17 protein-coding genes are annotated in these 23,527 nt (G+C 67.7%); 6 read left to right on the forward strand and 11 right to left on the reverse strand.

What is annotated here, in order from left to right; translation table 11 throughout:
* The first annotated feature begins 442 nt into the window (after positions 1–442).
* Entirely contained in the window at positions 443–1,006 is a 564-nt protein-coding gene (locus ACFWPS_RS49825) for a hypothetical protein (RefSeq protein WP_383719948.1), read from the forward strand.
* Positions 1,003–3,654: a Helicase associated domain protein gene (locus ACFWPS_RS49830; RefSeq protein WP_383719950.1), complete on the forward strand. Its 2,652-nt coding sequence runs from the start codon at positions 1,003–1,005 to the stop codon at positions 3,652–3,654. Before ACFWPS_RS49825 ends, ACFWPS_RS49830 begins: the two co-directional genes overlap by 4 nt.
* A 34-nt stretch (positions 3,655–3,688) precedes the next feature.
* Here ACFWPS_RS49830 and ACFWPS_RS49835 read toward each other — a convergent pair whose 3' ends face one another.
* The 6 genes from ACFWPS_RS49835 to ACFWPS_RS49860 all read right to left on the reverse strand — a co-directional run bounded on the left by ACFWPS_RS49835 (position 3,689) and on the right by ACFWPS_RS49860 (position 13,557).
* Positions 3,689–4,243: a DUF6262 family protein gene (locus tag ACFWPS_RS49835; RefSeq protein WP_383719952.1), complete on the reverse strand. Its 555-nt coding sequence runs from the start codon at positions 4,241–4,243 to the stop codon at positions 3,689–3,691.
* Positions 4,240–6,729 carry a tyrosine-type recombinase/integrase gene (locus ACFWPS_RS49840; protein ID WP_383719955.1) on the reverse strand — a complete coding sequence of 830 codons (2,490 nt, stop codon included), beginning with the start codon at positions 6,727–6,729 and terminating at the stop codon, positions 4,240–4,242. Before ACFWPS_RS49840 ends, ACFWPS_RS49835 begins: the two co-directional genes overlap by 4 nt.
* Positions 6,726–7,883, reverse strand: coding sequence for a tyrosine-type recombinase/integrase (locus ACFWPS_RS49845; protein WP_383719956.1), 1,158 nt, complete (start codon positions 7,881–7,883; stop codon positions 6,726–6,728). Before ACFWPS_RS49845 ends, ACFWPS_RS49840 begins: the two co-directional genes overlap by 4 nt.
* A gap of 146 nt (positions 7,884–8,029) precedes the next feature.
* Positions 8,030–12,451, reverse strand: coding sequence for a hypothetical protein (locus ACFWPS_RS49850; protein WP_383719959.1), 4,422 nt, complete (start codon positions 12,449–12,451; stop codon positions 8,030–8,032).
* Positions 12,452–12,771: 320 nt separating this feature from the next.
* Entirely contained in the window at positions 12,772–13,263 is a 492-nt protein-coding gene (locus ACFWPS_RS49855; RefSeq protein WP_383719962.1) for a hypothetical protein, read from the reverse strand.
* Between the two features lie 93 nt (positions 13,264–13,356).
* The gene (locus tag ACFWPS_RS49860; RefSeq protein ID WP_383719964.1) at positions 13,357–13,557 is read right to left on the reverse strand and encodes a hypothetical protein; all 201 of its coding nucleotides are present in this window, start codon (positions 13,555–13,557) and stop codon (positions 13,357–13,359) included.
* 277 nt (positions 13,558–13,834) lie between these two features.
* On the opposite strand from ACFWPS_RS49860, the gene ACFWPS_RS49865 reads away from it, so the two are divergent.
* Together ACFWPS_RS49865 and ACFWPS_RS49870 are read left to right on the forward strand one after the other, a co-directional pair.
* On the forward strand, positions 13,835–15,196 hold the full coding sequence (locus ACFWPS_RS49865) for a Helicase associated domain protein (protein WP_383719967.1): 1,362 nt from the start codon (positions 13,835–13,837) through the stop codon (positions 15,194–15,196).
* A 178-nt stretch (positions 15,197–15,374) separates the two neighbouring features.
* Positions 15,375–17,102 (forward strand): ATP-dependent endonuclease, encoded by a 1,728-nt coding sequence (locus ACFWPS_RS49870; RefSeq protein WP_383719970.1) that lies wholly within the window; start codon positions 15,375–15,377, stop codon positions 17,100–17,102.
* 222 nt (positions 17,103–17,324) lie between these two features.
* On the opposite strand, the gene tpg (ACFWPS_RS49875) is transcribed toward ACFWPS_RS49870, so the two are convergent.
* From tpg (ACFWPS_RS49875) to ACFWPS_RS49885, 3 genes are all read right to left on the reverse strand, one after another.
* Positions 17,325–17,882, reverse strand: a complete 558-nt coding sequence (gene tpg / locus ACFWPS_RS49875; RefSeq protein ID WP_383719973.1) for a telomere-protecting terminal protein Tpg — start codon at positions 17,880–17,882, stop codon at positions 17,325–17,327.
* Between the two features lie 6 nt (positions 17,883–17,888).
* Positions 17,889–20,111 (reverse strand): telomere-associated protein Tap, encoded by a 2,223-nt coding sequence (gene tap / locus ACFWPS_RS49880; protein ID WP_383719976.1) that lies wholly within the window; start codon positions 20,109–20,111, stop codon positions 17,889–17,891.
* A 159-nt stretch (positions 20,112–20,270) separates the two neighbouring features.
* On the reverse strand, positions 20,271–20,828 hold the full coding sequence (locus tag ACFWPS_RS49885) for a hypothetical protein (RefSeq protein WP_383719979.1): 558 nt from the start codon (positions 20,826–20,828) through the stop codon (positions 20,271–20,273).
* A 228-nt stretch (positions 20,829–21,056) separates the two neighbouring features.
* On the opposite strand from ACFWPS_RS49885, the gene ACFWPS_RS49890 reads away from it, so the two are divergent.
* Both ACFWPS_RS49890 and tpg (ACFWPS_RS49895) read left to right on the forward strand, forming a co-directional pair.
* On the forward strand, positions 21,057–21,608 hold the full coding sequence (locus tag ACFWPS_RS49890) for a hypothetical protein (protein WP_383719982.1): 552 nt from the start codon (positions 21,057–21,059) through the stop codon (positions 21,606–21,608).
* A 234-nt stretch (positions 21,609–21,842) separates the two neighbouring features.
* Complete coding sequence (gene tpg, locus ACFWPS_RS49895; RefSeq protein WP_383719985.1) at positions 21,843–22,397, forward strand: telomere-protecting terminal protein Tpg; 555 nt, start codon at positions 21,843–21,845, stop codon at positions 22,395–22,397.
* Between the two features lie 19 nt (positions 22,398–22,416).
* Here the strand turns inward: tpg (ACFWPS_RS49895) and ACFWPS_RS49900 are convergent, their stop codons facing one another.
* Together ACFWPS_RS49900 and ACFWPS_RS49905 are read right to left on the reverse strand one after the other, a co-directional pair.
* On the reverse strand, positions 22,417–22,848 hold the full coding sequence (locus ACFWPS_RS49900) for a hypothetical protein (protein WP_383719988.1): 432 nt from the start codon (positions 22,846–22,848) through the stop codon (positions 22,417–22,419).
* Positions 22,849–23,032: 184 nt separating this feature from the next.
* On the reverse strand, positions 23,033–23,503 hold the full coding sequence (locus ACFWPS_RS49905) for a hypothetical protein (RefSeq protein WP_383719990.1): 471 nt from the start codon (positions 23,501–23,503) through the stop codon (positions 23,033–23,035).
* Between the last annotated feature and the right edge of the window lie 24 nt (positions 23,504–23,527).

A 23,527-nucleotide genomic window follows, 5' to 3' on the forward strand; every position in this document is an offset into this window, starting at 1 on the left:
CCCGCTCCGCGGGTGCGCACCCCGTTGCTGCGCAACGGGGTTGACGAGCGGTCGCTGCGCTCCCGCTGCCCGCGCACTGCGCGGGCAGATCCCTGCGCTGCGCTTCGGGATCCGGTGGGGCCGGCCGCTGCGCCGCCCGGCTCGACCCGCGATGCGCGGCCGCCTGGGGTTGAGTGGGTGTCAGCTGCGGGCCTGGGGTTTCTGTGGGGAGTTGGGGAGTGCTTCGCACTCCTGGGGCGGGTCCGCTGCGCTCCCCCGCCTGACGGTCCCTCCGGCTTCGCCTCCAGGACCTTGGGGCCCGCTGTCGCAGGCCTGGCTGGCTACGAGGGGTGGGGGTCACTCGTTGCTGTTCTGGTTTCAGTGCGACGCATCAGCGATCTGATGCAGAATGTAGAATTGGTGGAAACAGGAGACATGCTCTGGCGGCGAGGGGACGGGGCTCATGTCAGTCTACGAATATCTTCCGGCTGAAATAGCCCGGCTCGGTGTGACGAGAAAAGCCGCCGGGCTCGTCCTCAGCCAGGTGCAGACGCATGCACGGCACTCCCGAGAGCGCGAGGAACGTGCACGCGGAGGACCGGCAGAGATCCTCAACTTGAGTGAGCTGGTGATCGCCATGTGGGAGTGCGCTGAATGGGAGCGGATCGCCCATGTGATGACGGAGCAACAGATGCCTGTCTACGCGCCGGGACAGGATCCGTGTGTAGGCCGCCGTGAGGAGCAGCGGATGCAGCGTGTGGCCCTTGACGTAGCCGCTGCAGAACAACACAGCGGGGCACCGGCCGAGATGCTGCGTCATCGGATCTACCGGATCGTCGCCCAGCGAGCCGGCTCTCCGGGCGAGGGCGAACCACGGCTCACCGTCCACATGATGGCCTCCTCCCTCAGCGAAGCCGCCCACCGGGCCTGGACCATTTACGGACAGCCAGGCGGCCTCTACCCGCAGGGCGCATACCAGATTACCTCGGTCGAACAGGTCCTTCCTGAACCCGGAGAATTGCTGTGATCCAGCTTCGAGAACACCAGATGGACGCGAATACGCGTATCCGCAAGTGGGTGGGATTCTCTGCAAGATCATCTGTGCCCTCGGAGGGAGCGCGCGCCACGGTCGTGTCCGCCACAGGCTCCGGGAAGACGATCACCACCGCCGCGGCCGCGTTGGAATGCTTCCGGGGCGGGCGGGTCCTCGTCATGGTCCCTACCCTGGATCTTCTGGTGCAGACCGCGCAGGCGTGGCGCCGGGTCGGCCACAACGCGCCCATGGTCGCCGTGTGTTCGCTGGAGAAAGACGACGTCCTGGAGCAGCTCGGGGTCCGTACGACCACAAACCCCATCAAGCTCGCTCTGTGGGTGGGGAAGGGGCCCGTCGTCGTGTTCGCCACGTACGCCTCCCTCGTGGACCGCGAGGACCCCGAGGACATCACCGGCCGGGCGAAGGTACGCGGGCCACTGGAAGCCGCTCTGGCGGGCGGAGAGCGGCTGTACGGACAGTCGATGGACGGCTTCGACCTCGCTGTCCTGGACGAAGCCCACGGACTCGCCGGGGACACCGGCCGGCCCTGGGCGGCAATCCACGACAACACCCGGATCCCCGCAGCCTTCCGGCTCTACCTCACGGCCACCCCGCGCATCCTCGCCTCGCCCCGCCCGCAGAAGGGCGCGGACGGCCAGGAGCTGGAGATCGCCTCGATGACCAGCGACCCGGCCGGGACGTACGGCGAGTGGATCTACGAGCTGGGGCTGTCCGAGGCGATCGAGCGGAACATCCTCGCGGGCTTCGAGATCGACGTGCTGGAGATCCGGGACCCCTCGCCCGTGCTGGGACTGTCGGAGGAGGCGCTGCGGGGCCGGCGCCTGGCGCTGCTGCAGACCGCGCTCCTCGAGCACACCGCGCGCCACAACCTTCGCACGGTCATGACATTCCACCAGCGGGTGGAAGAGGCCGCCGCGTTCGCGGAGAAGATGCCGCAGACGGCCGCGGAGCTGTACGCGACCGAGGCGTCCGATGACGCTCTGGCCGACGCGGAGCGGCTGCCGAAGTCGTCGATCGACGCGGAGTTCTACGAGCTGGAGGCCAGCCGCCACGTACCCCCAGACCGCGTGTGGTCGGCATGGCTGTGCGGCGACCACCTCGTGGCCGAACGACGCGAGACGATCCGCCAGTTCGCAGGCGGCGTCGACGCCGACGGCAAGCGGGTCCACCGGGCGTTCCTGGCAAGCGTTCGCGTTCTCGGTGAAGGTGTCGACATCTGCGGCGAACGGGGTGTCGAGGCGGTCTGCTTCGCCGACACCCGCACCTCCCAGGTCGAGATCGTCCAGAACATCGGCCGCGCCCTACGCCCGAACCCGGACGGCAGGACCAAGGTCGCCCGGATCATCGTTCCGGTCTTCCTGGAACCCGGCGAGAACCCCGACAACATGGTCGCCAGCGCCTCGTTCCGCCCCCTCGTAGCCGTGCTCCAAGGCTTGCGCTCACACGACGAACGACTCGTCGAGCAGTTGGCTTCGCGAGCCCTGTCGAGGCAGCCGCGGGCCAAACTGCACCATCTCGTCCGCGACGACGACGGGCGGATCATCGCCGCCAGCGGAACGGGCGGCGATGGCCAGGGGCACGACGACACCCAGGGCGCGGTGGAATCAGCGCTGCTGCACTTCTCCAGCCCGCGCGACGCCGCCATCATCGCCGCCTTCCTGCGCACCCGCGTCTACCGGCCAGAATCCCTGGTCTGGCTCGAGGGATACCAAGCCCTGCTCCGCTGGCGGAAGGAACACGGCATCACCCGCCTGCACGCCGTCCCCTACGACACCGAGGTCGAACTCGGGGTCACCCACTTCCCTCTGGGGCGGTGGGTCCACGAACAGCGCAAGGCCCTGAGGGCGGGCGAGATGGACGACCACCGCAAACGACTGCTCGACGAAGCCGGGATGGTGTGGGAGCCGGGCGAGGAAGCCTGGGAGACGAAGCTGGCGATGCTGCGCTCGTATCACCGCGCACACGGGCACCTCGCCCCGAGGCAGGACGCGGTCTGGGGCGCCGCCGAGAACGAACTGGTCGCCGTCGGGCAGCACATCGCCAACCTCCGCAGGAAGGGAGGACTCGGCAAGAACCCCGAACGCGCGCAGACGCGGGCCGCACAGCTGACCGCCATCGACGAGGACTGGAACTGCCCCTGGCCACTCGACTGGCAACGCCACTACCGCGTCCTCGCCCACCTCGCCGCAGACGAACCCGACGGCGTCCTGCCCGAGATCCATCCTGGCGTGCTCTTCGAGGGCGATGACCTGGGCAAGTGGCTGGCACGGCAACGGGAAGCGAGCACCTGGGCCCTGCTGTCAGAGGAGCAGCGGCAGCGGCTCTCCGCGCTGGGCGTAACGCCCGCTGAGCAGCCCGCCCCGGCCAAGGGCGGCGGAAAGGCCTCCGGGAAGGCGTCAGCGGCCTTCCGCCGCAGCCTCACGGCCCTCGCCCAGTACATCGCCCGCGAGGGCCATTACCGCGTCCCCAGGGGCCACGCAGAGGAGATCGCGGTCGACGACGCGGCAGAGCCGGTGATCGTGAAGCTGGGCGTATGGGTCTCGAACACCAAGTCGAGGCGGGACAAGCTCACCGAGCCCCAGCGGGCAGCGCTCCGGGAGCTCGGCGTGGAATGGGCATAGCCACCGGATTGATGCTGTGGACTTCACACGGTGGTCAAGTGCGCAGGTTCTCATTGCGGATCATTCTGCGGAGGCTGGTGCGGGCAGCAGCCAGGTCTTCTTCGAGGTCGGTGATGCGTGCTTGGGCTGCTGTGTTGTCTGCCAGGGCCTGCTGGAGCTGCTGTGTGAGGTGCTGATTCTTGGCGGCTAGTTCGTCGGTCTTGGAGGTGGAGCCGGGCGTATGGAGGGCATCGAGTTGCTGACCGAGTTGGCGTTTCAGGGCTGCCTGGAGCCGTTCGCGTTCAGCGCGGAGCGCCTTGATTTCTTGCCAGGCGGTTTCGAGTTCGGCGCGCAGGCTGGTTGGGGAAGGTGCCGTCGATGGTGGTGTGGTGTGCGCTTGACGTAGTTGGGCGGCCTCGATGTGCTCCCGTACGCCTGGGGCATAGGTGAGCCAGGTGGAAACGCGGGCTGCCCTGGCGACTGCGGCGAAGGTGAGCGGCTGCCCTTGTTTTTCGAGAGCAGCGAGGGCGGTGAGTACGCGGGCTCGTTTGTCGAGGCTGTGGCGGCGTCTGGAATCGGCGAGGGAAGCGGGGTTGCCGCGGGGATTCATTGCGGCTCTTTCGGCCGGGCGGGAGTGAGGGGCAGGAGGGTGTGGTGGCCGCCTGCTCGAGCCCTTCGCAGCACGGTGCTGGCTTCTTCGATCTGGGCGCGTTCGTGTTCAGGGAGGGCTTGGAGGTGCTTGTGCATGCGGTCGACGACCTGTTCGTAGGCAGTGATCTGTGCGGAGAGGGCAGTGGTGACGAACTCGGCTGCTTCCATGGCGAGTGCGGTCTCGCGGTCTGCGCGTAGCTCGTTGATGTGCTGCTCGATGGCGGGCAGGTAGGAGGGGTCTGGGCGGTAGAAGCCGCAGCCGGCGCATTGAAAGCGGATGGGGCATGCCTGGCCGCCGGCTTTCACGTTCGATGGCTCTGTGCAGCCGCCGTAGGGGACGGCGACCGAGCGCATCTCGTAGGCGGTGCTTGAGCTGGGGCTGGGGTGGCCGTGCTGGTTGAGGACGTGCGCGCTGAGCTTGGTGACGGCTTCCCGTTTCCGTTTCAGGGAGACCGTGTAGTAGCGCTGCGTCATGGCAATCGACTTGTGATCCATCAGTTCGCGCAGGACGTCGACGGGGGTTCCGGCGTCTGCGTGGCGCTGGGCGTAGGAGTGGCGGAAGGCGTAGGGGTAGATCAGCGATCGGTCGAACGGCAGGCGCTGTCCTTGTGCGTCGGTGCCCTCGGCGTGGAGTTCGGGAAGGGAGTCGGCCCATAGCCGCAGGGCGTCGCTGAGGTAGCAGCTGGAGATGTGCGGGGCGTCGCTCAGCGGGGTGAGGGCAGGGAAGAGGTACCGCTCGCCTTTGGGAGGAAAGTGGATCTCATCGCGGCAGGCGCGCCAGGTCCGGATGGCATCGGCGGTGGAGGCTGCGATCGGCAGACGTCGGCGGTGTCGCTTCCTCTTGTGGTTGTCCCAGATCAGCGTGGGCTGGCCGTTGTGGGATTCCAGGCAGTCACGTGGCAGGGAGACGATCTCCAGCGGTCGGCGTCCGGTGTCGCGCAGGACGATGTACATCGTGCGGTACAGCAGTTGTCGGGCGACGGGGGCGATGTCTCGGCAGCCGTAGGTGTTGCCGGTGCCAAGGGAGTGGAGGTGGGCGTCGAGCTGGCGGATGACGGATTCCGGGATGGCCTTGCCGATGAAGTCTTCGTTGGGTTCTTCGACGCTGATGACGTGTTCGACGGGGACGCGGGTGAAGGTGCCGGCGAGGTCATCGAGGGTGCCGCAGCGGCGTCCGTAGTCGATGAGCTGAAAGAACGTTCCCAGCAGACTGCGGCGGAAGGAGGAAGAGTAGAGGTCTCCGTTGCGTTTGCGTGCGGCGCGGAAGGCGTTGACGGCCGTGGTGGCGTCCGCGAAGGAGAGCGCTGTGGGGGCGTTGCCGGCGTCGGCTCGCTCGGCAAGCACGATGGAGGCGATGGTCGTGGCATGGAAGGTGCGCTTGAAGTCTTCCGTGGTGGGGCGGGCAGTGGTGACCCAGTGGCGCAGCGCCTGGCGCAGCCAGGGCTGGCGGATGGTGCGGAGGTCGACGCGGCCTGGCAGGTGCCGGCGCTTGCCGGACGCGTTGTGGCGCAGCCCGAGGATGCGGAGGTCGATCACGTCCTGGTCAAGGAGGGTGATGCCGGAGAACTGGCTGTATCCGGCGCGTGCGCCTGTCTGCAGGTTCTGCAGTGTGCGGACGGCAGACTGATGCGGCTTGGTGAGCCGGGCGGTATTGGTGTCGTCCAGGAGGGTGGCTGCGGTGGTGAGGTCACGGATCACGCCACGGATCCAGTGCGGTTCCAGGGCGCGCACCCACTGGTCCATCTGCTGGATCGCGTAGAGGATCTCCCAGCGCAGCGTTTCCACCAGCGGCGCGAGATGGAACTGGTGGGCCAGCAGGTACAGGGGCTGCTGCGGCGCCCACTGGGCGACAGGCACGGGGTCGGTGCGGGACCGGCATTCCGCTCTCCAGGCACGCCAGTGATAGTTGCAAAGCTCCCGGGAGTTCATCGCCCAGCCGGAGCAGTGGGTCACCATGCAGGCCGGGTTCTCGGTGAAGGGTGCAGCCCGGGTGCGAAGCCACCGCTCGAGTGAGCCTCTGGCCTTGTGGTACTTCCACGATCCATGGTGGGCGGCGCACAAGCCTCCCGACACCTGAGGGCGTACACAGCGCACGCCGTCACGCGTCAGCGTGCACTGCCCCACCACGGTCAAGGGCAGTGCCTTGGAACGCACCGGTACGAAGGTGGCCGCGAACTCCTCTCGCGGCATGCCGCTCTTCCTGCGCTGATCCGAGCAGTACGTGCAAAAGGTCTCCTGAGCCCGCACGATCACATCACAGCGCCGGGTACGGCACCGGGAGGATGACGTGCGCAGGTTGTCCAGGTCGCCCGTGAACAGCCACCTGGCGCCATCCCACTCCCCCGGCCGCCAGGCCGGATCGATATGGCCGCGCAGCCACGCCCGCCACGCTTCCGTCCCGCTCGGCGCCGCTGCGGCCGGTTCCGCCGCGGGCAGGTTGCTCACTGTTCCTCCCGCAAGGCGTGGACCCGGTCGACAGCTATGCGGGTCTCGGACTCGTCAACGTGGCGGTAACGGTCCATCGACAGCGGCGAAGCGTGACCCAGCAGCGTTTGGACCACATCCCGATCCACGCCGTCCCGCAGCCAGCGCGTGGCCGCGGAGTGGCGCAGCATGTGCGGGCGAGCCGGATGCCCGACGCGGCGTGCCAGCCGGTCGAAAATGCTCTTGGCGTTCGGATAGGTCATGGCCCGGCCCAGCGGCGGGCGGAAGAGGTTGACGAACACCATGGCGCTCTCAGCCGCCGCGGCCACCTGGGCCCTCTCATGCTGGTAGTCGGCGTACAGCGTCACCAGATCGGCGGTGACGGGGATGAAACGAGCGTGCTTGGACTTGGCCAGCGCCTTGTTCGGATTGTCGGTCCGGCGGCGGATGTGAAGGTGCGGGCCCTGGACGGGACAGCCCAAAGAGCGGGAAGAGGCCAGAAAGTGCAGGTCCTCCTGACGCAGGCCCAGGGCCTCGCCGATACGCACACCACTCGCGGCCAGCATCGCGACCAGAAAACGATCGCGTGCTGTGGACGCAGCATCGATCAGGCCACGGATCTGCTCCGGAGAAAGGTCCTCACAGCCCGGCTCGCTGACCGGGAAACGAAAGGCCGCGGACTGGACCTGACGCCACTGGCCCCGCTCGCCTCCGTCGTAGCCAGCAGGCAGATACCGCAGGAACTTCGGCTCCGACAACAGGCCGGCGGTCTGCGCGGGAACCCAGCCGTGCAGCGCGCCGAAGCGCAGAAAGTCCGCCACCGCGGTCATCACCGCGTTCGCGGTCCCCTGCGAGCGGTAACGGGGCGCGATTACTGTCGGCAAGCGGCGGCGGGCCGGCAGCGGCGTGGTCACCAGCCACTGCTGCAACCCGGACAGCGCCAGGAAACTCGGCCCGGCCCACTCGATGCGGTGCCCGGCGCAGTAGTTCAGATAAAGGGCGAGACGGCCGGCGTAGACCCGCTCCGTGTTCGGCGATCGGCCCTTACTGCGCAACCCGGCTAAAAACGCACACGCTTCAGCGTGCAGATCGTAGGTGCACGCATCAGCAACCACCCAGCGTTCCAGACCGGTCGCCTGGGAGACCGAGCACTCCGCCACATAGGCCTGCTCCACCCACCAAACACAACCAAGCCCGCCCCCAGCCGGCGCCGCTTCCCAAAACACACCACACGACCAGGTGGCAACCACACCGAACACACCACACAAGCCACCCCACAGAGAGATAATCCGCGCGGGGCCGGGGCCAGGGGTTTGTGTGGTCAGCGCTCGTTTTCCAAGGCAGCGGTCAACCCGTAGGCACCTGCTTGCGAGAGCCTGTCGATGATGTCCAGGCAACGGATCCGTTCGGGCTGCGGGCTTTGCCGATAGAGGCGAAGGACTGCCGAGACCAGGTAGTGACCGTCCGCCGCGCGATGGGTTCTGAGGTCGCCGAGCTCCCTGCCCGCGTGCTGGACGATGCGTTCGCAGGCATCAATAGCGACAGTGGGAAGGGGGCCAGCGTGGTCATAGAGAGCGAAGGCGAGCTGTTCGAGGTGGTCGGGAAACGCCTTGCTGTCGAGGAATGCCCTGACGAGTTCGTCGGCTTGTGCAGGAAGGAGTTCGAATACCTGCCGCATACCCCAGGAGGCGTTCTTACGGACCTCGGGGTCGCCATCGCTGAACAGCGGAACGAGGTGAGAGTAGCGGTCGACGTTGCGGGCGAAAACTGCTGCCGCGCCGCGCCGGGCAACATCACTGAGTTCTCGCGCAGCCTGGGGAAGGTTTGGGGTGAGGCACCCTTGAATAGCGGAAACCGCCCAGGACTGCCCTGCGAGTTCGGCCGTGCCTCCAGGGCCTTGCAGCGCGCGGTTGAGGTGGGACGCGAAGCGTGAGGAATCTCGGACCAGCGCCTGGATGAGCAGCTGCTGAGTGGTGAGGGCGTTGTAGACGTTGGCGTCCTGGTGGTTCAGCAATTGCTCCGCAACGTCCAGCGCATTTTGAGGATCTTGATTCATCAGGGCCAGCACGGCTTCGGCAGCGCAGACTCGGACAGCGAGCACTGGATCGTTCGCCAGACGAGTGACCAAGGGCGTCAACACGTGCAGGTGCTGACTGCCATGGAACAGGAGGGCGGCGATGGTGAGCGCTGCCTGACCTCGAGCGGCGTTCATGCCGACGGTCAGCAGGTCCGTGCGGGCTCCCTCGGCGTCCAGGTCCTCTCTGTCGTGCTCAGGATCAGAGTCCGTGGTGTAGCTGTCCAGGACCGGGAGCAGGGCAAGGGGGAAATGTTGCGGGGCCGGCTGCAGGGCACGGCATACCGTGAAGGCAGCTGCAGGGCCGAGGGTCCGGTGGGTGTGGACAACCAACTGCTCCCATCGGTCGGCTTGCAAATGGGGCGTGACCGCCTCCACGATCGCGCACAGATAGGCGGCTGGTGAGTCCGGGCCAAGTGTGAAGGCAAAGTTGGTAAAACGCTCGGGTTCCTGTTGCGCGCGGCTGCCCAGCATCTGGGCCAGTTCATGGACGCCTCCTCGGAGAGGCCAGAGCCGTTCGGGTTGGGGGCGGGCGTACTTGTCCAGAGCTCGGTGCCACTGTTCATCCGTCATGTGCCGGGCCGCATGGTCACTGATCGGGGAGCCGACAACCCCGCCCTGGATTGGTGTCGGTGGCGACGGGACCCGGCCAGGGAACTTACGCTCCCATTCAGCGAGCCGACGACGTACCGCATCACTATGGCGCGAAGGGAAGATCGCCGACAGCAGCTCGTACTGGCTCCAGCCCCAGGCGCTACGCTGCCGCTTCTGCCGTCGGCGCTCCCACGCCGGGTAGAAGTCGAGCAGCATCGCAGTCAGACGTTCCAACGTCTCGTCACTGCAGTGGGGCGTGGTTGCCTCGATGAGTTCACGCGAGGCCCAGCGCGCGCTGTCCAGCCATCCCAGGCTCAGGTTGCGGTCATCGTTCAGGAGCCAGGCGATCGCCTGGTCTGCCTGGTTCATGACGGTGTACAGGCGGCAGGCGAGGAAGCGCAGTTCGTGAACCAGTGAGGGAGCCAGTCGCTGCAAGGCGTCCGCAGCGCCAGCCGGAGAGTTGGCAGCCAGGGAGCGCAGTGCCGTATCGAGGGCCGCCAGCAGTGCAGCGTCGACGCCACGGCCGCCCACATGACGGTAAGCCCAACGGCCCCCAGGGTCATAGGCGTCGGGGCGCCCCGTGCTGCCTGCCGTAGCCACGTCGATGACAAAGGGCAGGACCTGGCTCACGTAGGCTTCCGGCTCAGCCTTCGCGATCTGGGAGAGGACCGTGTCAGCAACCTGCGAATGCGTTGACAAGTGCCCGGATTCGAAGGGGTCGCCGAAGCCATCAGCGCGCGCTCGGACAAGGTGACGCTGCAGATAGGCACCTACAAGACGCGCAGCGGAAGAGGGAGCGGTCTCGGCCAGGCCGTAGAGGAGTGACCAGAAGTCACTGTTCACCGCGATCGGTCCACGCACCTCGTCCGCATGTCCGCTCTCAACCAGATCGACGGCAAGGTCGACAAGGTCGGGCGTGAGCGCCCACTCGATCAACCGCAGAAGCCGCTGCCCCCACTGCGGCGTGGTGCCCACGTACGGTCGCACCAGCTCCGCCACTCGCTCGGGCCGGTGCCGCGCGACGGCCAGCAGTTCAGGGAACGCAGCATCGGCGGTCTGCGGCGTGCCCAGCCAGCGTTCCCACCTCTGATCGTGATCGGCGGCATCGAACCACTGCGGCAGGGCGAGCAGACCGCGTACCTTGCCCGCCACAGGAGCCTGACCCCAGGCGACCGGTTCGATGGCCTTCCAGTCAGGCAGAGCGGCGTCGAGCTGTCCGAGGACAGCGACGATCACATCAAGCAGGTGCGAACGGATCCGATCGGAGCTCAGAAGCTGGGCCACCGTGACGCGAAAGCGATCGCGGTTGGTGCCGGCGAGGTGCTCGAGGATCTGCCGGGTCTGAGCGCGACGGAACAGATACTGACCTGAACTGGCCAGAAAATCGTGGATGTCCTCCCCGGTGGAGATGAAGGACCGGGCGAAGAGGAAATCGAAGTAGGTCTCGTGGAAAAACCCGATCTGTTCCCCGTCGCGCACCAGCACACCGTGCGACTCAAGGACCTTGATGTGCTGGCGGGCGAAACCATCGAGGAGAGCCACGGGCGCCTGGAGCGTCTCACGTTCGCTCATGGAGGCACACAGCGTGCCCGTGATACCCCGCCAGTCCAGCGCGGTGACCTGTCGCTCGATCTCCTCGCGCCGTTCATCGGTGTAGCGCGCGTACAGCTCCTGCAGCGTCCGGTACGAAGCGGCGCGCGCAGAGGGCGACAGGCGGCTGAAGATCGACAGGTGCAACGGAGTCCGCAGCAACTCCAGCGTCACCAGCCCCAAGCCGTCGGGATCCGTCCCGTTCGCGGACAGGACAGCCCTCACCTGTTCCAGGTCCAGCACGCTGAGGGAGAACCGGACTGCCCGGGCGGGCTCTGCAACCAGACGGGACAGCCTCCGGTCGTTGTCGATATCGACGGTGCGGGCTACGAGGAGCACCTTGACGTTCGGGGCGATGACCAGCTGCGCAAGTACGTCTTCCACGGCCTCGTAGGCGTCCGACATCCTGCCGTTGTAGGTGCTGACCGCATCCAGCTGGTCAATCACCAACAGCGCCGGCGCTTCGTCCGCGACCCCAGCCAGCAGCACCGCCGGCGAGTCCGGCAGGGTCATCCTGGTCCCCAGGTCCTTGGCCGTCTGCACGCTCGCGTCGGCGCCGTCCATCCGGACCGCGGCCGCCGGCCATCCCTGCTCGGTCAGCCGGACCAGGACGTCGGTGACAACCGCTGACTTACCCAAGCCAGCGCCGCCCTCGCAGACCACGATCTGCGGGCCGTCCTCAGCCACCAGGCGCTGGTACAACTGCTCCACGTGCGGGCGAGCCGCCATCCCGAACACAGGCTTGTCCCACCGCACGCGCCGCACAAAACGCTCAACGGTCCCGGCCAGCGCCGTAAGCATTCCGGTGTCACCGGCCAACAGCCGTGGGCGTACTCCCGGCACGGTCAAAAGGTGGCTGCGAATCTGCGAGCCGGTGAGGCGCTGGTGCAGGTGCTCGTCGAGATAGCCGCTCAGCTGCCTGACGATCACTTCCGGATCGCCGACGAACAGCAGCTCATACTCGGAGACCACCAGGCGGCGCAGTGCCTCCGGTGAGTAGTGCTCCACATGCACGGCCTGCAGATACCGCCAGCCGGCCTCCCGGCCGACCGGCACCCCGTTCACAGACCAGTTCCCGAGTACCTGCACGAACTGAGGAAGCTGGGCCTTTGTGATGATGCCCTCGAACTCGGCGAGTGTTTCGGCCGTCCGGGCACGCTTGGCAAGATCATGCAGTTCAGGGGCCCCCGTGGACAGCACCAGGCGGACCTTCTTGCCCTCCGCAAGATGCCCCGTGACCGCCTTAAGGATCTTCCCCGCAGCATCCAGGGTCCACGGCCCCTTCGAGGGAACGTCCTTCACCTGCTCGCACCACGTGCCGTCGTCCGCCTCGACCTCGAACTCGATCCCGGCGCCCGCCGGCCCCGGGGGCTCCAGACGAATCCGCGACGCCCGCCCCCTCAGCAACTCCGCCACCCGCAACGCGGTCCACCAGTCCTCGTACCGGTTACCCGCCTTATCCGCAGCCCCACCCGCCAGCCCCACCCAGCCTCCCCCTCGAAAAACCGCAAAGCCCCCTCTTTCAGGAGCCTGCGTCCCGCGACCTTATCTCCACCCGCCGACAGACCGGGCCACCGGATTATTACGGCTAAACATCCACCTCTGTGCTGCCCTCAGCCTGCAGGCATGGAGGCCGCAGCCATGGATCTCTTTGAGCGGGGTGGGACAGTTGGCCGTTTCCCGATCTGAGGCAAGAACGCCTGCTGTAGCCAGCAGATGAGCAAGGACAGACACTGCCGCAAGCAGGCCCCGCTGGCTGGTGAAGGCCAGCAGCCAGTGGGGCCTGCTCACTCACGCCCAGCTGCCTAGGCGGTCTTCCTCCGCCCTGGACTCCGGTCCCACCTGGCGGCAAAAGACCGGATGGACTCAGCGGTGAAGACCGGACCGGCACCAGTGCGGCCAATCGGCCGCGGGAAGTCAGGATGGTTACCGTCCAACTGGGCCACCCGCTGGCGGGAAACATCCAGTTCCTCAGCCGCTTCCCTGTACCCCATGAGTTCCTGTTCCCTGGGGTAGTCCCGCTCCGCGTTCGCCTGCTCAGCAGAAACCACGCGCAGGTCGCTCAGCTGAGGCTTATGACTCATCGCAGCCCCCAGCCCCTCAGCCACCGTATTAAGAGCCTTGTACGCAGCCTCTACCAAGCTGGGCGCGTCCAGGCGCCACAGAAGGTAAAGACGCTGGCTGTCTGCCTCGTGCTTGATGACACCAGCAAAGTGCCGATGCAGCTCTTCGAATTGCTCATCCCGGAGGGCGCGGACAGCATCCACAGTTGCAGATGCCCGCCATTCCTGTTCCATGCTTCTCTCCTTTCCTTCCATCTTTTCGTTCTGCGGTGTGCACGGATGGACAGGTACAGGGGGCCAGGCCTTCTGGCCCCCTTCTACACCTGGCTAGCCCTCGTCCGGGAAGACCAGGCCCGCGCCTCGCAGCGCCGAGATCAGGTCGATCCACTCACCCGTACCGTCCGGCTCGCGACCGACCGTGATCATGGTGCCGTTCCGGGAGAAGAACCAAGATCCCTGCAGGCTCTGCCGGCTCTCGAATCCCTGACGGTCCAGCGCCGCGAGGAGCACTTCCATCCGATTTGCCATGTCGATACCACCTCCAAACCTTGCTTGTGTCAAGAGATAATCTCGGGCAACCTACTCAGAAACCTTGCCTCTGGCAAGTGGATCAAGAGTTCCTCGCGAACGCTCCGACCGTCGTACAAGGATCGAGAGACGCATGCCACGGAGCTGCACACATCACTCGGGCACCGGGATACCAGCAGGTCAGAAGGCCAACAAACACTCCCTACACCGCCACCACCTACAGATAATCGACACCAAGCACTGCGACTCCGTCTACTGGGCTGACGTCCGCGGCTCCATGCCCGACCTCGTCCAGGCCGTCGGGCGGGCGCTGCGGATGCATCCGGGTGAGGGCAAGGTCGCCTCGTTGGTGGTGCCCGTTCTGCTGGGGCCGGGCGAGACAGCGGACAACATGCTGACCTCCCGGGCGTTCGGCGGGCTGGCGAAGCTGCTGGAGGCGCTCAGGGCGCACGATGCGCGGGTGGTGGAGCAGTTGGCGCAGCAGCAGGCTCCCAGTGCCTACAAGCCCGTTCAGAAGGCCGGGCAGGGCCAGGAGAGGGGCGCGGGGAAGGCGTCCGGGGGTCCGTCGGCGCCTGCCCGGCGGCTGCTGAAGTTCTCCACGCCGCGTGACCCGGCGCAGCTGGCGTTGTTCATCAACCTGCGGGTCCTCAACCCCGAGCACGAGCACTGGCGGCGCGGTGTGGAGGCCGCCGTCATCTACGCCCGCGAGCACGGCGATCTGAAGGTCCCGTTCACGTACCGCGTGCCCGTCGTCGAGGGCCGGGAGGCGGAAGCCGAGGGGTGGCCGGCCTCGCTCGCGAACTTCCCGCTGGGGCAGTGGATCGCCGATAATCGGCGCTTCTACGCCCGCGGAGACATGGACGAGGACCGCGTCCAGCAGTTGGAGAAGCTCGGCATGGTGTGGTCGCACTTCGACGTCGCGTGGGAGGAAGGCCTGTCCGCCGCCCGCGGTTGGGCTGCCGAGAGCGGGCACCTGCTGGCCCCGCTGGACGCCACCTACCAGGGGGCGAAGGTGGGGATCTTCCTGAAGAACGCGCGGGCCGCCGCCCGGAAGGCTGCCGAGATCGAGCAGCGGCGTGCCGAGGGGCTGCCGGTCGGTTCAGTGGCCGGTGCCCTGTCCGACGACCGGCGCGAACAGCTGGAGGAGATCGACGCTTCGTGGTGCCCGACGTGGCCCGTGGAGTGGCAGCGCGCCTTCCACCTCATCCGGCTGCACCTGGACGAAGGCGGTGCGCTGCCGATCGAGCCCGGCGTGGTCGTGCGCCAGGGCGAGGACCTCGGACGGTGGGTGCGTGCCCGGCGGCTCGGCTTCGACAAGCTCACCGCCGTGCAGCAGTGGATGTGCGAGCACATCCTCGGGATCGCCCCCGCCACCGAGGACGAGAAGCCCAAGCGCCAGACGCAGGCCGGCAAGTGGGCCGCCAACCTCGCCGCCGCCACCCAGTTCTACGAGCGCGAGGGACACCTCCAGGTTCCGCGCAAGCACGTGGAGACGATCGTGGTTGACGGCAACGACGAGGACCAGGAGGAACGGGAGCTCCGGCTCGGATCCTGGATCAGCAACCAGCGCAGCAGAGCCGCGACGCTCTCCCAGCAGCGGATGGACCAGCTATCCGAGATTGGAATGCGGTGGTCGTAGACGACGTCGGAGGAGGGGCCCGCCAGGCGCGGTTGTGTGTCTACGGCTACCTCATTTGCAGAAGAGGCCTGCTGCAAGATCGCCCGCACCTGCAACTGCCGAACAAGCCGTCATCTGCGGCGTTAGGGTTCGTCCACGACCGAGGCGCTCACGCGTCCGAAGGCACGGCAGGAGCACCATGTCCACCTCCTTCTCTGTCTCAACGATCACGCTGAACGACGGCACCGCCATCAATCCGCCTGCCAACGGCATGACCGTGTTCATCGGCCCCAACAACAGCGGCAAATCTGTGCTCTTCCGCGAGCTGTCTCCCCGGATCACCAATCCGACCACCGGCGACACGAGATGGGTGTCCGAGGTCCGCTCAACCGGTACCGGCAACGGCGCCGAGTTCCTCAGCTGGGTCGCGGAACGCGGGCACAGGTCTTGGGTTCCTGACGCACAGCCTCCGAGGGTTCCAGTGCTCCGGGGCGGGCACACCGCAGACAGCGCAGTCCCAACGGACAGTGCCGCGGAATGGTGGGAGCGCGGCCTCTTCAGGGAGCTTCGCAGCATACTCGTGACGGAACAATGGGCTGCCGGACGCCTCGACGTCCGCGCGACGTCACAGAACTGGGACCACTTCGAGCCTGCCGCGGACCCTGTCCAATATTTGTACGAGGATCCGGAACTCCAGGAGAAGCTGTCCCGGTACGCCGTAGAGGCCTTCGGGAAACCACTCGTCGTGGACTGGACCAGTCCGACGTTCGTATTGCGGGTCGGAAGCACCGGCATGGACGACCGCACGCCGCCTCCGCCAGAACTCGTCCAGGCTTATCGCGGACTGCCGCAGCTCATCGAACAGGGCGACGGCTTCAAAGCGTTCGTACAAATCCTCCTGCACACCGTTCTCCGCCCGACCCCCGTCGTCCTGATCGACGAGCCGGAAGCCTTCCTCCACCCGCCCCAGGCTCGGCTTCTCGGACGGATGCTTGCTCAGTTGCCGGGACAGACCCAGGTCTTCGTCGCCACGCACAGTGCCGACTTCCTTGCTGGCGTACTGGATGCTCAGGAAGCCCGCCCGCTTGCTCTGGTCCGGCTCGACCGGTCTTCCGGAAGTCCGCGCGCACGCCAGCTGGAACCTGACGCCGTTGCCGAGCTTCTGCGCACACCGCTGCTGCGCTACTCCAACATCTCCTCCGGCCTCTTCTACGACCGCGTCGTACTCTGCGAAGCCGAGGGTGACTGCCAGTTCTTCGCCGCGACCTTCGATGTCACCCGCGACGCTTCGGCGCCCCACGAGAACACGATCTTTCTCCACACCAACGGCAAGGACCGCCTCGCTGACACAGCCCGAAGACTCCGAACGTTCGGGATCCCTACAGCTGTCATCGCCGACTTCGATCTCCTCAACAACTACGCCAACGTCCGCAATGCCATGACCGCGCTGGGCGGCACCGTTCGCGACATGAGCGCGGACATCAAGACACTCAACGATTACGCCAACGCCGAACGCACCGTCCCCACCGTGGCCGGCTTCCGCAAGCAGATGGACTCAGTACTGGCCGGCCGTGGGAACAGGCAGCTCACCGAGAAGATGACCGAGAAGATGAGCGAACTCATTGAGGGCTCATCCGGCTGGAGTGTCCTCAAGAGGAGCGGGCTCAATGCTCTGGGCGGCGACCTGTACACCACCGCAGAGCGCCTGTTGAAGCGCAGCGCAGCACACGGGCTCTTCATCGTCCCCTGCGGTGAGCTGGAACGGTGGGTGCGCAGCGTGCCACCGGAGAACAAAGCCCGATGGCTCGCCGACGTGTTCAGCGGCCAAGAACGCTGGTACCAGAACCCGACCAGCGAACTGCGGGAGTTCTGCCAGCAGATCCGTTCCTACCTCAGCCACTCCTCGCGCGTCCTCGACCAGCCGTAGCGCCGGGTACGTCGACGTCGTAACTTCCTGGGACGCACCCCTGAACTTGCCCGGCGCCGCCCATGGGGTCTACAAGCGCGACCAGGACGAGAGGAAGCTCCGTCTCGGGGCGTGCATCGAGAACCAGCGGAGCAGGGCCGCGACGCTGTGTGTGGTCGGGTAGCCGGATCACATGGCGCCGGAGCGGATGGAGCCGGAGCGGATGGAGCAACTGTTCGGGATCTACAGGTCGAACTCGAGGTGCTCGATGTCGGTGAGGCGGACCTCCTCCAGCTGGCCGGCGCGGCGGCCGCTGTCCTGGAAGTACACCTCCTTGAGCGCTTCGGCGGCGATCTGCTGGAGCTGCTGGTCGCTGGCGCCCTGCTCCTGTGCGTTGAAGAGGCGGGCGGCGTAGCGGGGCGGCAGGGCGACCGTCAGGTGCCGGAGGCGGTCCTCGTCCGTCGTGCCGATCGGCGCGGTGTAGCCGATCCGGGCGCGGGTGTCGATGACGATGCCGTCAGTGGTCGCCGCCTTCTGTCGCGCCTTGGCGCGGATCTGTGGCTGCCAGCGCTTCTTCACCTCGGCCTCCAGGCGGGCGGCGAGGTCCGGGCGCGGCTTTTTGATCTGGTCTTTGACGTACCGCTCGACCGTGCGCTGGGAGATGCGCAGCATCTGGGCCACCGCCCTGGTGCTCTTGAGCTGCTTGACCAGGTACCGCATCTGCGCGGGCGCGCTCTTGGGCGCCGGGCGGGTGAACGCCTTGTGCACCGCGGCGTCCAGGCCGTCCCCGAACACACTCATCGCCTGCTACTCCCCGTTGTCGACGTCGGTGACGGTGCCGTCCTTGATGTACCGGGCGAGGTTGAGCTCCGGGGCGTTGAACTGCTCGCGCACGCCCTCACCCCACAGCACGCTCTGGGTGCCCTCCCACTTCACCAGGCCCGGGTTCACCCCGAGCTTGAAACCGCCCGGCAGCGGCTTGCCGTCCCGGTAGGGCAGGAAGTCCAGCGGGGAGGGCCCGTCGGAGGCGTAGACGGCGCAGTCCGACAGGATCGCCACCGGGTACTGCCCGGTGAAGGCGGCGTGCTTGACGATCTTTCGGTGCATGTTGATGCGGGTGCGGGAGATGACGGCGGCACGGATGTCCGGGCGCCAGGTGGGCCGGGCAAGGGCCCGCCACGGCTGCCCGGGCTTCCAGCCCTCCCCGCGCGGGCGTTCGCGCAGCTTGCCGATACCGCCCTTCACGGTCGCCTTGATCGCGGACACCACGATCGCCAGCTGGGGGTCACGCCGGCGGTAGCCGTCCATCGCCTTCAGGAACTCCTCCGGGGGCAGGTCCGCGCCCACCCCGAGGTCGGCCATCGTGGCGAGGTAGGCATCACGCAGCCGGTTGTACCAGGCATCCAGGTAGCGGCCGTTGTCGTGGCGGACGTACGCCTCGACCGGCGTGACCTCGTAGCCGAGCTCCACCGCGTACGCCACCGTCGGCGTCGCGTACCAGGCCGGCCCCTGCGGGCGCTCGCCCTTCGGCGTGAACGGGCTCGGCAGCAGCTCGCCGTCCAGCTGTGCCCACCTGTCCTTGGCGAGTTTCACGCGGGACAGGTCGACGTGGGAGAGGTCGACCAGCCAGGAGCCGGGCAGTTTCGGATCGAAGACGGGATTCTTGATGTGCGTCGGCGCACCGAGGCCGACGGTGAGGCCGTTCGCGCCGGCGGCGAAGGCCATGTTCACGTCGATGCCCACCAGGTGGGGGCGAAGGCATTCGGCGTCGGTGAGCGGACGCGCCCAGTCGTACGCCTCCTCCACCAGTACCTCCGCCGGGGTGCGCTGGTGGAAACGCGGCAGGTCCGCGAGGAGCGGGTGCCCGTCGGGGGCCTCGCACGGCGCGCAGTCCACCGGATCCTTGCCCAGCGAGCCGGGGTTGCGCTCGGAATGCCGCCTGCCGTCGGCGTCGGGCTCGGAGGCGCGGGTCGGCGGGTGGAGGGCTGTCATCAGTTCCAGGCCCGTGACGGCGGTGGAGCCGCGCGGCGTCATCACCCGGGCCGCATAGGTGCCCAGGAGCCGCGCGAGGTCGGCCGACGCTAGTTGGGCGGCGGCGGCCCAGTGCCGGGGGTCGAGCGCGTCCCACGACGGAATGCACAGCTGCGCGCAGGATCGGTCCGAGCCCTGTGCGGGGCGGTAGATCCGCGCCCACGGCCCGAACCCGCGCTTGGTCAGCTGCCAGCCGGCGCGCGTCAGCTGTTTGATGACCTTGTGGCCCTCCGGCAGCCGGCCGGCCAGGCGCTCCTCCTTGGTGAGCGTGATGGGCAGGCCGTAGTACTCGCACGCGGCCTCGGTCAGCACGATCAGCGGGTCGGCGTCCTTGCCCGGCCCGGACAGCTTCGGCTGACCGAGCCGCCCTTCGTGCAGCGTCCACTCCACCAGGGCCGCAATCGACTTCGCCGGTACGTCCAGGACCAGGCCGTCGACGCAGAACGCCAGCACCTGGCCCTCTGCGTCGACGTCGACGACCGCAAGCGGACCGTTCTCGAACCTCGCATCCCTCCCGCCTGCCGGGGTGATGGCGGGGGCGGCCTTCTTCGTGGCCGGACCGCGCGGCGTCGGCCTGGTCGTGGCCGCCGGACGCGGTACAGCGGCAGGGCCGGCGGAGCGGCGTGCGGTGATCCCGCGAGCAGGCTCGGAGTCAGCGTGGGCCTGGGTCGGTTCAGCTGCCGATGGCGCAGGAGCGGCCGCAACAGCAGGCGTCTCGGGGATCGCCGTGTCCTCAGCCGGCGCTGCAGCGTTGGGGTCGGCGGGATAGAGCTGGGCGAGCTGCTTGAGCATGCGGGCGTAGGCGTCGCGCTCCGGCGGCCGCGGCTCGGTCTTGCCGGCCTCCCAGCCGCTGACCGTCGCGCGCCGCACCTGCAGTGCGGCGGCCACCTCGTCCAGCGTCAGGCCGTGCGCCTGGCGCAGCCGCCTGCGTTCCACTGGCGGCGGCAACGGGGAGCGGGACGCGATGAGCGCGTCGACCGCGTCGAACAGCTCGGACATGCGGCACCTCCAGTCCCGCAACCCTAGCGTGAAGCGCACGTTTCGCGTACCAAGCGCGTACGGACGGCGTAAGTGACAGCTAAGGTTCCACGGCGGACCACCGCAAGGAAGCGGATGTGCCCTGCCGAGCGCGGTCGGCAGGGCAGAGCGCACAGACCGTCAAGCCTGCGGCTTGGCCTCGGGCCAGGCCGCGTCGAACCAGTCCATGAACGGCAGGACCCCTCCGACCAGCTTGACCCGATCATGAATGGCCCTCTGATCATGTCCGGGGAGAAAGTCGCGTCCGGACGGAACCTCCTCGCCGCATCCGCACGCACAGTTGCTGCGGTCGAAGGGCGAGTCGAAGTACTGCACCGGGTTCTGGCTCTTGTCGACCGGCGACTCGTTGCCCACGTACTTGTCGTACACCGGGTTGCCCGGCTTGAGGATCGTGCCGTGGATCGTGCGACGGCCGTCCGGGTCCGCAGCCGAGATGTGGTCGATCTCCACGGCCAAAACGACGATGCCCATGGCGCTGAACACCACGTACCGCTCCCGGTCCGCCCGCACCCCCAGCTTCCAGCGGCCCTGCGCAGCCGCGTACACCTCCTCGTCGGACAGACCAGGGCGCCACCCAGCCGACGACTTCCCGTGCTCGTCCTCCGGCCACGTCCGGTAGGCGCCAAGTCCGATGTTGAGCATGCCGAGCCCCCAATCCGCCGCTCCGTGGTCCTTCACCCCGGGGCGATAGCGGAACAGTAGAGCCCGGCAGCACCACAACGCAAGCCTTAGATTTCATAGATCACACCCAGGGTGGATCCTGATAGTTTCCATCTAAGGATTCAAAGTATCGCCTGCGGAGCTGGAGGTCGCCTGGCCGCGGCTGACAGCAGCCCGGGGCGGCGTCCGACGCCTACAGCCGGGTGAATACGGTCGCGAGACCGGGATTGCGGGAGGACGGCCACCGTGGAACTGATGCCACCGGGCCTCAAGCTGCTGCCCCCGATTGCCTATGCGTCCTCGGTGGATGTCCCACCGCCGTATCCGAGCAGGTTCGAGGCTGCCGGCAACTCAGTGGACCTCATCCGGCCGGAGCATGGCTTGTGGTGCTCACCTGTCACTGCGTGGTCCGTCGACGGCGCCCCGACCAGAACGGCCTGGACCGACTGGCTCGCGACCCCGGACGAGGTGACCGGGCAAGGCTCCGCGTATCGCGGTACCTACACGCGGATCATCACCGTGGAGCCGCTGCCCGAGGCGCGGATCTACCTGATCGACACCGCAGACGACCTCAACCGGCTGGTCGCAGCGTTCCCGCTTCCGCCGGATCGCCCGATGCGTCGCGCTGCGCCTGACTGGGAGGCGATGGCAGCAGCCGGCTGGGACGCCGTGTACGCGCCTGCGGCCGGGATCGCAGCCAACGAGCATCGGCATCCCATGGCCGGGCCCTCACTTGCCAGGTGGGACTGTCCCAGCGTGCTGTGGCTGCACCCGACCTGCCAGCTGCCCATCCCGTAACGTCGGCTCTCAGAGCGGAGTCTTTGGTTCACGAACCACGTTCGCTCCATCCTCGGTGACAGCTGGTCAAGGTTTGCTCTCGTGGGCCTATTGCAGGTCCGTCAGCCGAGGATCCGCTCTGATGTCCTGGCTATGCCTGAACTGGCCGGAGGACGCGGCTTGGTGTGAGAGATCTGGAGCAGCAGACGGCCGCCGTGCACCGGCCATCGCGGTGGCAGAACGCTCGGGGGCGGCATGGGTGAGATCGTCAGTGGGCGCGAACGCGCGTTGCTGACCCGTCCCGTGCCTACGAGGGATGCCGCTGTGCGTTTCCTGCTCCAGGCGGAGAAAGGCTCCACGAAGAACGTGGCTGTCCTCCTGGGGATCTCTCAGCGCACGGTACAGAGATGGGTCACCACCCGGCCGGGAACGCGCCGCAACCCCGGTGCTGTGCATGCAGGGTTGATCGATGTGGCCGTCAGGGCTCGGTGGCAGCCCCGGGTGCGCGCCCGCCGACGGGCCCGGGCCGAAGTCGACGGGTTTGTCCTCCACACCAGGGCGCGGTTCGGATTCGCCGCTCCGGCAGGCCCGTCGGACGACCCGCGAGTGCGGCTGATCACCCAGTACCTGCCGGGAGAAGTGGCCCGCGAGCCGTTCGCCGCCCGGGACGCCGGCGCAGGCGAGCAGCAGCAGATGGTGATCCTCGCCCGAGCGGTGGGGCATGCCTGCTTCCGGGACACAGGCCTGCGCGCCCACGGTCTCGGGATCGCCTTCACCGACGTCGAGTTCGCCGATTTCTCCATCGGCTGACCGTGCACCGGGTTCGGGCTCAGGACGAGGGCGAGATCTGGTGCCGTGTCAGCATCGTGTCGTAGCCCTGTCCTTCTTTGCGTTCACGCCAGTCCCACTGAATGCGGCCGGCAGGGCCGGTGCGCCGGCCAACAGGCGGCTGGGGCGGGCGGAGCCTGGCTGCCTCCGCCACGCGCAGCAGGAGGGTGCGGTCGTGGGGTCCGGCCAGCAGATGCTGGTCCTGGGCGGGCGCGAGCCGGGCGAAGCAGACGGCGGCCTTCAGGAAGACGCGGGCCCACGGCGGCACGCGGTAGGCGGCGCAGCCGTCGGCGTAGCGGGCGCGGTCATGCAGAGCCAGGGTGGCCGCGGCATCGTCGTAGTCGCCGGGGCGGGCAGTGGCGAGCTGCCGGAAGGAGGCGCCGGTGAAGAGCGCGGTGGCCAGGGCGGCGGCCAAGCGGGGATGGGCGGTCACGGCGGCCAGGCGCCGGGCGGCCTCCCGGGCTATCTGCTCGGTGAGGGGTGTCGGTGACGGGCGGTGCCGGAAGACGATCGGCGGCGGCGTACACAGGCCGGTACAAGGGGCGGGACTGCCGTAGGAGACGAGGCGCTCCAGTGCGGGCAGGGTGATCCACCGGCTGGCCGGGCGGGCGGGTTCGTCAACAGGCGGGGGTATGGGAGCGGTCGTGCCGTAGTAGTGGCGGCGGGCGGCCCGGAAGTTCGGCGGTGAGGGTGTAATCGACCCTCTGCAGGGCCTGGTGCAGGGCGGCGGGCAGACGGGGGCGGTGGCAGACCAGGGTCAGGTGGATGCCGGTGAGGGCGCGCAACTGCAGGAGGCGCATCGTTCGGCGGGCGGTGAGGCGGTGGGCGCGCAGGACGGTCAACCAGGTGACGGGAAGGGCGGTCATCCAGGCGGTGGCCGCCTCCCCGGCGGGCTGACGGCCGGCGAAGAAACGCCCCGGGAGCAGGGGCGGTTTACCCAGGGCGGCAAAAAGGTCATGGGCGAGGCCGGTTTCGCCGGTGGTTCCCGGGCCGGGGTGCAGGGTGATCCGGCCGGACGGCACGTGGTGGGCGGCCAGAGCGGTATGCGTGTGGATCACGTCGTCGCCCGGGTCGATGACCACAGTCACGGGCGGCGGTGGCGCGGCAGGCGG

This window comes from Streptomyces sp. NPDC058457 (assembly GCF_042720695.1).
Lineage (GTDB): Bacteria > Actinomycetota > Actinomycetes > Streptomycetales > Streptomycetaceae > Streptomyces.